The organism is Pseudomonas sp. B21-040 (assembly GCF_024748695.1).
Lineage (GTDB): Bacteria > Pseudomonadota > Gammaproteobacteria > Pseudomonadales > Pseudomonadaceae > Aquipseudomonas.
In genome coordinates, this window is sequence record NZ_CP087176.1 from 4,383,512 (window position 1) to 4,395,972 (window position 12,461).

The 12,461-nt window shown below is 60.1% G+C and carries 10 protein-coding genes and 1 pseudogene; all 11 read left to right on the forward strand.

Features of this window, described 5'->3' with window-relative positions; all coding sequences use genetic code 11:
* Position 1 precedes the first annotated feature (1 nt).
* Entirely contained in the window at positions 2–2,716 is a 2,715-nt protein-coding gene (gene nuoG / locus LOY55_RS20075; protein WP_223522551.1) for an NADH-quinone oxidoreductase subunit NuoG, read from the forward strand.
* Positions 2,713–3,720 carry an NADH-quinone oxidoreductase subunit NuoH gene (nuoH, locus tag LOY55_RS20080; protein WP_109786602.1) on the forward strand — a complete coding sequence of 336 codons (1,008 nt, stop codon included), beginning with the start codon at positions 2,713–2,715 and terminating at the stop codon, positions 3,718–3,720. The genes nuoG and nuoH overlap by 4 nt, the downstream gene beginning before the upstream one ends.
* A gap of 12 nt (positions 3,721–3,732) precedes the next feature.
* Positions 3,733–4,278, forward strand: a complete 546-nt coding sequence (nuoI, locus tag LOY55_RS20085; RefSeq protein WP_007946418.1) for an NADH-quinone oxidoreductase subunit NuoI — start codon at positions 3,733–3,735, stop codon at positions 4,276–4,278.
* A 9-nt stretch (positions 4,279–4,287) separates the two neighbouring features.
* Positions 4,288–4,791, forward strand: coding sequence for an NADH-quinone oxidoreductase subunit J (gene nuoJ / locus LOY55_RS20090; protein ID WP_033057072.1), 504 nt, complete (start codon positions 4,288–4,290; stop codon positions 4,789–4,791).
* A 2-nt stretch (positions 4,792–4,793) separates the two neighbouring features.
* Complete coding sequence (gene nuoK / locus LOY55_RS20095; protein ID WP_007946416.1) at positions 4,794–5,102, forward strand: NADH-quinone oxidoreductase subunit NuoK; 309 nt, start codon at positions 4,794–4,796, stop codon at positions 5,100–5,102.
* Positions 5,099–6,952: an NADH-quinone oxidoreductase subunit L gene (gene nuoL, locus LOY55_RS20100; protein WP_046032493.1), complete on the forward strand. Its 1,854-nt coding sequence runs from the start codon at positions 5,099–5,101 to the stop codon at positions 6,950–6,952. The genes nuoK and nuoL overlap by 4 nt, the downstream gene beginning before the upstream one ends.
* Positions 6,953–6,992: 40 nt before the next feature.
* Positions 6,993–8,525, forward strand: a complete 1,533-nt coding sequence (nuoM, locus tag LOY55_RS20105) for an NADH-quinone oxidoreductase subunit M (RefSeq protein WP_046032494.1) — start codon at positions 6,993–6,995, stop codon at positions 8,523–8,525.
* A gap of 7 nt (positions 8,526–8,532) precedes the next feature.
* The gene (nuoN, locus tag LOY55_RS20110; protein ID WP_046032495.1) at positions 8,533–9,996 is read left to right on the forward strand and encodes an NADH-quinone oxidoreductase subunit NuoN; all 1,464 of its coding nucleotides are present in this window, start codon (positions 8,533–8,535) and stop codon (positions 9,994–9,996) included.
* A gap of 368 nt (positions 9,997–10,364) precedes the next feature.
* Complete coding sequence (locus LOY55_RS20115; RefSeq protein WP_223522550.1) at positions 10,365–10,766, forward strand: type II toxin-antitoxin system RelE/ParE family toxin; 402 nt, start codon at positions 10,365–10,367, stop codon at positions 10,764–10,766.
* Complete coding sequence (locus LOY55_RS20120; protein WP_046032497.1) at positions 10,756–11,070, forward strand: DNA-binding transcriptional regulator; 315 nt, start codon at positions 10,756–10,758, stop codon at positions 11,068–11,070. The genes LOY55_RS20115 and LOY55_RS20120 overlap by 11 nt, the downstream gene beginning before the upstream one ends.
* Before the next feature lie 176 nt (positions 11,071–11,246).
* Positions 11,247–12,182, forward strand: a pseudogene (locus LOY55_RS20125) (OprD family outer membrane porin); the annotation flags it as partial.
* Positions 12,183–12,461 lie beyond the last annotated feature (279 nt).

The following is a 12,461-nucleotide window of genomic DNA, read 5'->3' on the forward strand; positions in this document are numbered from 1 at the left end:
CATGGCCACTATCCACGTAGACGGCAAAGAGCTCGAAGTCGATGGGGCAGACAACCTGTTACAGGCATGTCTGTCGCTAGGCCTCGATATCCCGTATTTCTGCTGGCACCCAGCCCTAGGCAGCGTTGGCGCTTGCCGCCAGTGCGCGGTCAAGCAGTACACCGACGAAAACGACACCCGCGGTCGTATCGTCATGTCCTGCATGACCCCTGCAACCGATGGCACCTGGATCTCCATCGAAGATGAAGAATCCAAAGCCTTCCGCGCCAGTGTTGTTGAATGGCTGATGACCAACCACCCGCACGACTGCCCTGTGTGCGAAGAAGGCGGTCACTGCCACCTGCAAGACATGACGGTAATGACCGGCCACAACGAGCGCCGTTACCGCTTCACCAAGCGTACTCACCAGAACCAGCAACTGGGCCCGTTCATTTCCCACGAAATGAACCGCTGCATCGCTTGCTACCGCTGCGTACGCTTCTATAAGGATTACGCCGGCGGCACCGACTTGGGTGTATTCGGCGCCCACGACAACGTGTACTTCGGTCGCGTTGAAGACGGCACCCTGGAAAGCGAGTTCTCCGGCAACCTCACCGAGGTCTGCCCGACCGGTGTGTTCACCGACAAGACTCACTCCGAGCGCTACAACCGCAAGTGGGACATGCAGTTCTCGCCGAGCATCTGCCATGGCTGCTCCAGCGGTTGCAACATCTCCCCGGGCGAGCGTTACGGCGAACTGCGTCGTATCGAAAACCGTTTCAACGGTTCGGTAAACCAGTACTTCCTGTGCGACCGTGGCCGTTTTGGCTATGGCTACGTCAACCGCGAAGACCGCCCGCGTCAGCCACTGCTGGCCAACGGCGCCAAGCTGAGCCTCGACGAAGCGCTGGACAAAGCCGCTGACCTGCTGCGCGGTCGCAACATCGTCGGTATCGGTTCGCCACGTGCCAGCCTCGAAAGCAACTACGCGTTGCGCGAACTGGTCGGCGCCGAGCACTTCTACTCCGGTATCGAAGCGGCCGAGCTGGAGCGCATTCGTCTGGTCATGCAGGTGTTGAAAGACAGCCCGCTGCCGATCCCGAACATGCGCGACATCGAAGACCACGACGCCGTGTTCGTCCTCGGTGAAGACCTGACCCAGACCGCAGCCCGCATGGCCCTGTCCCTGCGTCAATCGGTCAAAGGCAAAGCCGAAGACATGGCCGACGCCATGCGCGTTCAGCCTTGGCTCGACGCCGCCGTGAAGAACATCGGTCAGCACGCGATGAACCCGCTGTTCATCGCCAGCCTGGCTGAAACCAAGCTCGACGACATCGCCGAAGAGTGCGTTCACGCCGCTCCCGACGACCTGGCCCGCATCGGTTTCGCCGTGGCTCACGCCCTCGACGCCAGCGCTCCGGCCGTTGAAGGCCTGGACGCTGAAGCCCTCGAACTGGCCAAGCGCATTGCCGACGCCCTGCTCGCCGCCAAGCGACCATTGATCATCGCCGGCACCTCGTTGGGTTCCAAAGCGCTGATCGAAGCCGCCGCGAACATCGCCAAGGCTCTGAAGCTGCGCGAGAAGAACGGTTCCATCAGCCTGATCGTGCCAGAGGCCAACAGCCTCGGCCTGGCCATGCTCGGTGGCGAATCGGTCGACGCTGCGCTGCAAGCCGTGATCGACGGTAAAGCCGACGCCATCGTCGTGCTGGAAAACGATCTGTACACCCGAACCGACAAAGCTAAAGTCGATGCTGCCCTGACCGCCGCCAAAGTGCTGATCGTCGCCGACCACCAGAAGACTGCCACCAGCGATCGCGCGCACCTGGTTCTGCCAGCCGCCAGCTTCGCTGAAGGCGACGGTACTCTGGTCAGCCAGGAAGGCCGCGCCCAGCGCTTCTTCCAGGTGTTTGATCCGAAGTACATGGACGCGAGCATCCTGGTTCACGAAGGCTGGCGCTGGCTGCATGCCCTGCGCGCAACCCTGTTGAACCAGCCGATCGACTGGACCCAACTGGACCACGTCACCGCCGCCGTTGCTTCCAGCACTTCGATTCTGAACCCCATCGTCGATGCCGCACCGTCCGCCTCGTTCCGCATCAAAGGCATGAAGCTGGCCCGCGAACCGCTGCGTTACTCCGGTCGTACCGCCATGCGCGCCGACATCAACGTGCACGAACCGCGTACTCCGCAAGACAACGACACCGCGTTCAACTTCTCGATGGAAGGTTACTCGGGCTCGGTCGAACCACGTCAGCAAGTGCCATTCGCCTGGTCTCCGGGCTGGAACTCGCCGCAAGCCTGGAACAAGTTCCAGGACGAAGTCGGTGGTCACATCCGCGCTGGCGACCCGGGCACCCGCCTGATCGAAAGCACCGGTGACTCGCTGAACTGGTTCGCCAGTGTTCCGCGCGCGTTCAACCCGGCTCCGGGCACCTGGCAGGTTGTGCCGTTCTTCCACCTGTTCGGCAGCGAAGAGACCTCTTCGAAAGCCGCGCCGGTTCAGGAACGCATTCCAGCCGCCTACGTCGCTTTGGCCAAGTCCGAAGCCGACCGCCTGGGTGTCAACGACGGCGCCATGCTCAGCTTGAACGTCGCTGGCCAGACCTTGCGTCTGCCGCTGCGCATCAACGAAGAACTGGGTGCCGGTCTGGTTGCATTGCCTGCGGGCATCGCCGGCATTCCGCCAGCGATCTTTGGCAAATCCGTTGATGGTCTGCAGGAGGCAGCGCAATGACTTGGTTCACTCCTGAAGTGATCGCCGTGATCATCTCGGTCATCCAGGCCATCGTGATTCTGCTCGCCGTGGTGGTGTGCGGCGCGCTGCTGAGCTGGGTCGAGCGTCGTTTGCTCGCCCTCTGGCAGGACCGTTACGGTCCGAACCGCGTCGGCCCGTTCGGCGCGTTCCAGATCGCGGCCGACATGATCAAGATGTTCTTCAAGGAGGACTGGACCCCGCCGTTCGCCGACAAGATGATCTTCACCCTGGCACCGGTCGTGGCCATGAGCGCCCTGCTGATTGCCTTCGCGATCATCCCGATCACCCCGACCTGGGGCGTGGCGGATCTGAACATCGGTATCCTGTTCTTCTTCGCCATGGCCGGTCTGTCGGTCTACGCGGTGTTGTTCGCCGGTTGGTCGAGTAACAACAAGTTCGCCCTGCTGGGCAGCTTGCGGGCCTCGGCGCAAACTGTGTCGTACGAAGTGTTCATGGGCCTGTCGCTGATGGGCATCGTGATCCAGGTCGGCTCGTTCAACATGCGCGACATCGTTGATTACCAGGCTCAGAACCTGTGGTTCATCATTCCGCAGATCTTCGGTTTCCTGACCTTCTTCATCGCTGGCGTGGCCGTGACTCACCGTCACCCGTTCGACCAGCCGGAAGCGGAACAAGAACTGGCCGACGGTTACCACATTGAATACGCCGGCATGAAATGGGGCATGTTCTTCGTCGGTGAGTACATCGGCATCGTGCTGATCTCGGCGCTGCTGGTGACCTTGTTCTTCGGTGGCTGGCACGGCCCGTTCGGCATCCTGCCGCAGATCCCGTTCATCTGGTTTGCACTGAAAACCGCGTTCTTCATCATGATCTTCATCCTGCTGCGCGCCTCGATTCCGCGCCCACGGTATGACCAAGTGATGGACTTCAGCTGGAAGTTCTGCCTGCCGCTGACCCTCGTCAACATGCTGGTGACCGCTGCGATCGTGTTGCTCAACACGCCCGCCGTCGCGGCTCAGTGAGGATAGAGAATCATGAAGTACATATTTGACATCGTGCATGGCTTCTTCACCCAGCTTCGCAGCCTGGTGATGATTTTCGGCCACGCCTTCCGCAAGCGCGACACGCTGCAGTACCCGGAAGAAGCCGTGTACCTGCCGCCGCGCTACCGTGGTCGTATCGTCCTGACCCGCGACCCTGATGGCGAGGAGCGTTGTGTAGCCTGCAACCTGTGCGCCGTGGCATGCCCGGTGGGTTGCATCTCGCTGCAGAAAGCTGAAACCGAAGACGGTCGCTGGTACCCGGACTTCTTCCGCATCAACTTCTCGCGCTGCATTTTCTGCGGCCTCTGCGAGGAAGCCTGCCCGACCACCGCGATCCAGCTGACACCGGATTTCGAGATGGCCGAGTTCAAACGTCAGGACCTGGTTTACGAGAAAGAAGATCTGCTGATCTCCGGCCCCGGCAAAAACCCTGATTACAACTTCTATCGTGTTGCAGGTATGGCGATTGCCGGGAAGCCGAAAGGCTCCGCGCAGAATGAAGCCCAGCCGATCAACGTGAAGAGCTTGCTGCCTTAAGGAAGAAAGATGGAATTCGCTTTCTATTTCGCATCGGGTATCGCTGTGGTGTCCACGCTTCGCGTGATCACCAACACCAACCCTGTGCACGCCCTGCTCTACCTGATCATTTCGCTGATCGCCGTGGCCATGACGTTCTTCGCCCTCGGCGCACCGTTTGCCGGTGTACTGGAAGTGATCGCCTACGCTGGCGCCATCATGGTGCTGTTCGTGTTCGTGGTGATGATGCTGAACCTGGGCCCGGCTTCGGTTCAGCAAGAGCGCGTCTGGCTCAAGCCCGGTATCTGGCTTGGCCCGGTTGCTCTCGGCGCCCTGCTGCTGGTTGAACTGCTGTACGTGCTGTTCAGCCATTCCAGCGGCCAGGCCGTCGGCCACACTACCGTAGACGCCAAGGCCGTGGGCATCAGCCTGTTCGGTCCTTATCTGCTGGTGGTCGAACTCGCCTCGATGTTGCTGCTCGCCGCAGCTGTCACGGCGTTCCACTTGGGCCGCAACGAAGCCAAGGAGCAATGACGATGCCTGCTATCCCTATGGAGCATGGTCTGGCGGTCGCCGGCATCCTGTTCTGCCTCGGTCTGGTCGGCCTGATGGTCCGCCGCAACATTCTCTTCGTGCTGATGAGCCTGGAGGTCATGATGAATGCCTCCGCTTTGGCGTTCATCGTTGCCGGTAGCCGCTGGGCGCAGCCGGATGGACAGATCATGTTCATCCTGGTGATCAGCCTGGCAGCCGCCGAGGCCAGTATTGGCCTGGCGATTCTGTTGCAGCTGTATCGCCGCTTCCACACTCTCGATATCGACGCTGCCAGCGAGATGCGCGGATGAATCTTCTCTATCTGACTTTCGTATTCCCTCTCATAGGTTTCCTGCTGCTGGCGTTTTCACGCGGGCGCCTCTCGGAAAACCTGTCGGCGCTGATCGGCGTCGGTTCCATCGGTCTGTCGGCCATCGTCACGGCTTACGTGATCTGGCAATTCAAGGTCGCCCCGCCTGAGGGCGGTCACTACACCCTGGTGTTGTGGCAGTGGATGGCGGTGGAAGGCTTTACGCCGAACTTCGCGCTGTACCTCGACGGCCTGTCCGTGACCATGCTCGGTGTGGTCGTGGGTGTCGGCTTCCTGATCCACCTGTTCGCGTCCTGGTACATGCGCGGTGAAGCCGGTTACTCGCGTTTCTTCGCCTACACCAACCTGTTTATCGCCAGCATGCTGTTTCTGGTCCTGGGCGATAACCTGTTGTTCCTGTACTTCGGCTGGGAAGGCGTGGGCCTGTGCTCGTACCTGTTGATCGGTTTCTACTACAGCAACCGCAACAACGGCAACGCGGCACTCAAGGCGTTCATCGTCACCCGTATCGGCGACGTGTTCATGGCCATCGGCCTGTTCATCCTGTTCGCTCAACTGGGTACGCTGAACGTCCAGGAACTGCTGGTGCTGGCACCGCAGAAATTCCAGGCTGGCGACTTCTGGATGGTCATGGCCACCCTGATGCTGCTGGGCGGCGCTGTCGGTAAATCGGCGCAACTGCCGCTGCAAACCTGGCTGGCGGACGCGATGGCCGGTCCTACTCCGGTTTCGGCACTGATCCACGCCGCAACCATGGTAACCGCCGGTGTCTACCTGATCGCCCGTACCCACGGCCTGTTCACCCTGGCGCCGGAAATCCTGCACCTGGTAGGCATCGTCGGTGGCGTGACCCTGGTCCTCGCCGGTTTTGCCGCACTGGTCCAGACCGACATCAAACGTATCCTCGCCTACTCGACCATGAGCCAGATCGGCTACATGTTCCTGGCGCTGGGCGTTGGTGCGTGGGATGGCGCGATCTTCCACCTGATGACCCACGCCTTCTTCAAGGCGCTGCTGTTCCTTGCCTCCGGTGCGGTGATCGTTGCCTGCCACCACGAGCAGAACATCTTCAAGATGGGCGGCCTGTGGAAGAAACTGCCGCTGGCCTACACCAGCTTCATCGTCGGCGGCGCGGCACTGTCTGCCCTGCCACTGGTGACCGCAGGCTTCTACTCCAAGGACGAAATCCTCTGGGAAGCGTTCGCCAGCGGCAACCACGGTCTGCTGTACGCAGGTCTGGTCGGCGCGTTCATGACCTCGCTGTACACCTTCCGCCTGATCTTCATCGCGTTCCACGGTGAAGCGAAGACCGAAGCGCACGCCGGTCACGGTATTGCTCACTGGCTGCCACTGTCGGTGCTGATCGTGTTGTCGACTTTCATCGGCGCGATGATCGTTCCGCCGCTGCACGGTGTACTGCCAGAAAGCGTCGGCCATGCCGGCGGCGAAGCCAAGCACAGTCTGGAAATCGCGTCGGGCGCCATCGCCCTGGCCGGTATCCTGCTGGCCGCGCTGCTGTTCCTCGGCAAGCGTCGTTTCGTCACCGCCATCGCCAACAGCGGCATCGGCCGTTTCCTTTCGGCCTGGTGGTTCGCTGCCTGGGGCTTCGACTGGATCTACGACAAACTGTTCGTCAAGCCATACCTGGCGATCAGCCACGCACTGCGCAGAGACCCGCTCGACCAGACCATCGGTCTGATCCCGCGTATGGCCAAAGGTGGTCACACCGCCCTGAGCCGTACCGAAACCGGTCAACTGCGTTGGTACGCAGCATCGATGGCAGCCGGCTCCGTGCTGGTCATCGGCGCCATCGTGCTGGTAGCGGTCTGAATATGAACCTTGCGAACTTGCGAAAGGAATTGAGCCCGTCATGATTCTGCCTTGGCTAATCCTGATCCCCTTCATCGGCGGCCTGCTGTGCTGGATGGGTGAGCGCTTCGGCTCTACCCTCCCGCGCTGGATTGCGCTGTTGACCATGACCCTGGAACTCGCACTCGGCCTCTGGCTGTGGGCCCACGGTAACTACTCATTTGCACCGGCGCCTGGCGCCGATCCGACCTGGGCGCTTGAGTTCAAGCACATCTGGATCCAGCGTTTTGGCATCAGCGTCCACCTGGCCCTCGACGGCCTGTCGCTGCTGATGATCCTGCTGACCGGTCTGCTGGGTATCCTCTCGGTACTGTGCTCGTGGAAAGAGATTCAACGTCACGTTGGCTTCTTCCACCTGAACCTGATGTGGATCCTGGGCGGTGTCGTCGGCGTGTTCCTCGCCCTCGACCTGTTCATGTTCTTCTTCTTCTGGGAAATGATGCTGGTGCCGATGTATTTCCTCATCGCGCTCTGGGGTCACAGTTCTTCGGACGGCAAGAAAACCCGGATCTACGCGGCGACCAAGTTCTTCATCTTCACTCAGGCGTCCGGCCTGATCATGTTGGTGGCGATCCTGGGCCTGGTCCTGGTCAACTTCAACAGCACTGGCGTGATTACCTTCAACTACGCCGACCTGTTGAAAACCAAGATGTCGATGACCACCGAGTACATCCTGATGCTCGGCTTCTTCATCGCTTTCGCGGTCAAGCTGCCCGTCGTACCGTTTCACTCCTGGTTGCCTGACGCTCACGCCCAGGCGCCAACCGCAGGTTCGGTCGACCTGGCCGGTATCTTGTTGAAGACAGCTGCTTACGGCCTGCTGCGTTTCGCCCTGCCGCTGTTCCCGAATGCGTCGGCCGAGTTCGCGCCGGTTGCCATGAGCCTGGGTCTGGTCGGGATCTTCTACGGTGCGTTCCTGGCCTTCGCCCAAACCGACATCAAGCGTCTGATCGCCTACTCCTCCGTTTCCCACATGGGCTTCGTGTTGATCGGCATCTACTCCGGCAGCCAACTGGCGCTGCAGGGCGCGGTGATGCAGATGCTGGCGCACGGTCTGTCGGCCGCGGCACTCTTTATCCTCAGCGGTCAGTTGTACGAACGCACTCACACCCGCGACATGCGTGAAATGGGTGGCCTGTGGTCGAAGATCGCTTACCTGCCGGCCATCAGCCTGTTCTTCGCCGCCGCGTCCCTGGGCTTGCCGGCTACCGGTAACTTTGTGGGTGAGTTCCTGATCCTGATCGGCACGTTCCCGAGCGCTCCATTGATCACTATCCTCGCGACGTCCGGCCTGGTGTTCGGTTCGGTCTACTCGCTGATCATGATCCACCGTGCCTACTTCGGCCCGTCCAAATCGGACGCGGTGCTGCATGGCATGGATGGTCGCGAACTGATCATGGTGGTCGGTCTGGCAGCGTTGCTGATTTTCATCGGCGTGTACCCGCAGCCGTTCCTCGACACCTCTGCCGCGACGATGCATGGCGTGCAGCAGTGGCTTGGCACCGCCTTCACTCAACTCGCTTCGGCCCGGTAAGAGCGCTATGGAATTCACGACTCAACACTTTATCGCGCTAGCGCCGTTGTTGATCACCAGCGCCACGATCATCGTGGTGATGCTGGCGATCGCCTGGCGCCGCAACCACTCGCAGACCTTCCTGATTTCCGTGGCGGGCCTGAACCTGGCGTTACTGTCGATCCTGCCAGCCTTGAAAGTCGCGCCCCTGGCGGTGACCCCACTGCTGCAGATTGATAGCTTCGCTTGCTTGTACATGGCGCTGATCCTGGTCGCCACCCTCGCTTGTGTAACCCTCGCCCACGCCTACCTCGGCGATGGCGGTTCGGGTTACCCGGGCAACCGTGAAGAACTTTACCTGCTGATTCTGATGTCCGCCGCCGGTGGCCTGGTTCTGGTCAGCGCGCAGCACCTGGCCGGGTTGTTCGTCGGTCTGGAACTGCTTTCGGTACCGGTCTACGGTCTGGTGGCGTATGCCTTCTTCAACAAGCGTTCGCTGGAAGCCGGTATCAAGTACATGGTGCTGTCGGCTGCCGGTTCCGCGTTCCTGTTGTTCGGTATGGCCCTGCTGTACGCCGACTCCGGCTCCCTGAGCTTCGTCGGTATCGGTCAGGCCCTGGCGGCTACCGGTCTGCCAAGCTCGCTGGCACAACTGGGCCTGGGCATGATGCTGATCGGTCTGGCGTTCAAGCTGTCGCTGGTACCGTTCCACCTCTGGACCCCGGACGTTTACGAAGGTGCTCCGGCGCCGGTTGCAGCGTTTCTCGCTACCGCTTCCAAGGTTGCTGTGTTCGCCGTGATGGTGCGTCTGTTCCAGATCTCTCCAGCGGCAAGCAGTGGTGTGCTGAGCGACGTACTGACCATCATCGCCATTGCGTCGATCCTGTTCGGTAACCTGCTGGCACTGACCCAAAGCAACCTCAAGCGTCTGTTGGGTTACTCGTCCATCGCGCACTTCGGCTACCTGCTGATCGCCCTGGTGGCGAGCAAGGGTCTGGCCGTGGAAGCCATCGGCGTGTACCTGGTCACCTACGTGATCACCAGCCTGGGCGCGTTCGGCGTGATCACCCTGATGTCCTCGCCGTACAACGGCCGTGACGCGGATGCCCTGTACGAATACCGCGGCCTGTTCTGGCGCCGTCCGTACCTGACCGCCGTGCTGACCGTGATGATGCTGTCCCTGGCCGGTATCCCGCTGACCGCGGGCTTCATCGGCAAGTTCTACATCATCGCGACTGGCGTCGAGTCGCATCAGTGGTGGCTGGTCGGTTCCCTGGTACTGGGCAGCGCCATCGGCGTTTTCTACTACCTGCGTGTGATGGTCACTCTGTTCCTGATCGAGCCGAACCTGCGTCGCCACGATGCACAACTGCACTGGGAACAACGTGCAGGCGGCGTGATGCTGCTGGCCATCGCCGCACTGGCGTTCTTCCTGGGCCTGTATCCGCAGCCGTTGCTGGTGCTGGTTCAGCAGGCGGGTCTGGCGGGTTGATCGCTTAAGCGACACTCGGTAAAAAACAGAAACGGCACCTTCGGGTGCCGTTTTTGCGTTTATACCATCACAGTTTCTTCACCATGGGCACGCAGGCCAGTTGAAGTCCGAAGGGGGCATGGTAGATCGCAAGCTCCTCCCCCCAGATAAAAATGCGTTCCCATGAGTACACCGTAACCGTCCTCAGCCAACCCTAGATCCAGTCCAGCATTTGCTGCTCGCTGGAGGCATTGTTCCGACACTTCATTTGCGAAGTCTCCCCTCTCTTTGATCGAACGTTCTCACCACACCGGTCGACTCGTCCTACAGGTGTTTTTGCGACCGGGATCTATCTTGAGAACAGGGACGAAAAGGACGGCTTCTATGCCTTGACCTATTCGGTTATCGAGACAACACTATACGCAGGCAACGTACAGAACAGGGATGCTCTTTTTATCGAATTACCTGCGTTTCAGAAACACCGAGACGACTATCTGGATGACGATCTGTTTCGCAGCTTTCAACTGGAACTGCTGAAAAACCCAGCAGCGGGAGATCTCATTGAGGGTACAGGTGGGCTGCGCAAAATCCGCTTCTTCGATCAACGTCGCGGCAAGGGCAAGCGCAGTGGACTGCGGGTGATTTATTACTGGTGGTCAGGCTTCGAGCAGTTCTGGCTGTTCACCGTGTACAGCAAAAACGAGCACGACGATCTGTCGCCGGCCCAGAAAAAACTGTTCAGACAAATGCTGAATAGAGAAATCAATACGAGAACCCACTATGAAACGTGACATTTTTTCCGAACTGATCGAAGGCCTCGACGCCTTGGCCGACGAGCGCCAAGGCAAGATCACGCTGCGAAGCCACAAGGTCCAATTGCCGAAACTGATGCCGATCACTGCCGAGGAAGTGGTCGCCATCCGCCAACAGCTCAACCTCTCCAGGTCGGTGTTCGCGATGTATCTGCGCACCAACACCCGCACCCTCGAAAACTGGGAACAAGGACGGGCAACACCCAATGCTCAAGCCACGACATTGATCCGCCTCGTTGAACGCTTCCCGCAAACCATCGAGCAGCTCGCAGCCTTGACCTGACCCGCCGAGGCGTCAACCCGACCCACATGACGAAATTGTAACTCCCCCATCACCTTGGCGTTATCCGCAGCTTGCAACGATGTCACCCGGCGACCATGCCGGCGGGCCTTTGTCCGCCGAACAATAAAACCCATGCCGAAGCACGTTCCTGTTCTGCCGAACCCAAGGAGTGATTGATGGTTAACCATACAAAAATGTCGATGGCCGCTTTAGCGGTGGTGATCGGCTCCGGGCCGTCCATGGTGTTGGCGCAAGATAAAGCCGAGGGGTTTGTCGAAGGCAGCAGCCTGACGGTGCTCAACCGCAACTTCTACTTTAATCGTGATTACCGCAAAGGCCAGTCCAGCCCCACCGGCAATGGCTACTCCGAAGCCTGGGCCCAGGCCATCATCAGCAAGTTCGAATCCGGTTACACCCAAGGCACCGTCGGGTTCGGGATCGATGCGTTTGCGATGATCGGCTTGAAACTCGATACCGGTGACGGTCGCAACGGTGGCAACAGTTCGTTCGACGTGCTGCCGGTCGACAGTGACGGCCAAGCGCAGGACGAATACACCAAGGTCGGTGGCGCCGCCAAAGTCCGGGCCTTTGACACGGAGATAAAAATCGGCGACGTGTTCCCCGCCACCCCGGTCGTCGCGGCAGGTGACTCGCGGTTGCTGCCGGAAAGTTTCCGCGGCGTCACGGCCACCAACACCAGTATCGAAGGCTTATCGGTTCAGGGCGGTCGGTTGCATGCCATGAGCCAACCGGTGTCCAGCGACCTGCGCGAGAACTTCGCGACGTTTTACGCCGGCCCGGTCAATTCGCCGTGGATCGCTTACGGTGGCGGCGACTACGCGCTGAACCAGAACCTCAGTGTCAGCCTGTACTCCAGTCGCCTCAAAGACGCCTGGAATCAATACTACGCGGGCACCGCATGGACTTACCCGTTGATGGACGACCTGTCGTTGTTTGGCGGCCTTAACTATTACAAGGCCGTCGACGAGGGCAAACAATTACTCGGCCAGTTCGACAACAACATCTGGAGCGGTCGGGTTGGCGTGAAACTCGGCGCCCATTCCGTCGCGCTGTCGCACCAGCGCAACAACGGCACCAGACTCCATAGCTATAACGACTACCTGTCGCCAATAGCCATGGAGCAAAAAGCGGCATAAACACCGTAATCGGTGTCCGAGATTACTTGACCAGTTCAGGCTCGCCCGCGATGGCGCCGGCGCCTTCAGCATCCTCACCGACTGACCCACCGCTATCGCGGGCAAGCCCGGCTCCCACAGGGTTAAGGGTGTAGCTCTCTGAGGTATCAGACTTGAGATTTTCGCTGCCCGAACCACCGCATTCGCGGGCAAGCCCGCTCCCACAGTGATCACCGTCGTCCGTGGAATGTGTAA

What these genes read in the sequence shown, in the direction of transcription:
- nuoL (WP_046032493.1), top strand. Translation starts at nt 5,099, where the DNA reads ATGAATCTTCTCTATCTGACTTTCGTATTCCCTCTCATAGGTTTCCTG.
- nuoM (WP_046032494.1), top strand. Translation starts at nt 6,993, where the DNA reads ATGATTCTGCCTTGGCTAATCCTGATCCCCTTCATCGGCGGCCTGCTG.
- LOY55_RS20120 (WP_046032497.1), top strand. Translation starts at nt 10,756, where the DNA reads ATGAAACGTGACATTTTTTCCGAACTGATCGAAGGCCTCGACGCCTTG.
- nuoH (WP_109786602.1), top strand. Translation starts at nt 2,713, where the DNA reads ATGACTTGGTTCACTCCTGAAGTGATCGCCGTGATCATCTCGGTCATC.
- nuoI (WP_007946418.1), top strand. Translation starts at nt 3,733, where the DNA reads ATGAAGTACATATTTGACATCGTGCATGGCTTCTTCACCCAGCTTCGC.
- nuoN (WP_046032495.1), top strand. Translation starts at nt 8,533, where the DNA reads ATGGAATTCACGACTCAACACTTTATCGCGCTAGCGCCGTTGTTGATC.
- nuoK (WP_007946416.1), top strand. Translation starts at nt 4,794, where the DNA reads ATGCCTGCTATCCCTATGGAGCATGGTCTGGCGGTCGCCGGCATCCTG.
- nuoJ (WP_033057072.1), top strand. Translation starts at nt 4,288, where the DNA reads ATGGAATTCGCTTTCTATTTCGCATCGGGTATCGCTGTGGTGTCCACG.
- nuoG (WP_223522551.1), top strand. Translation starts at nt 2, where the DNA reads ATGGCCACTATCCACGTAGACGGCAAAGAGCTCGAAGTCGATGGGGCA.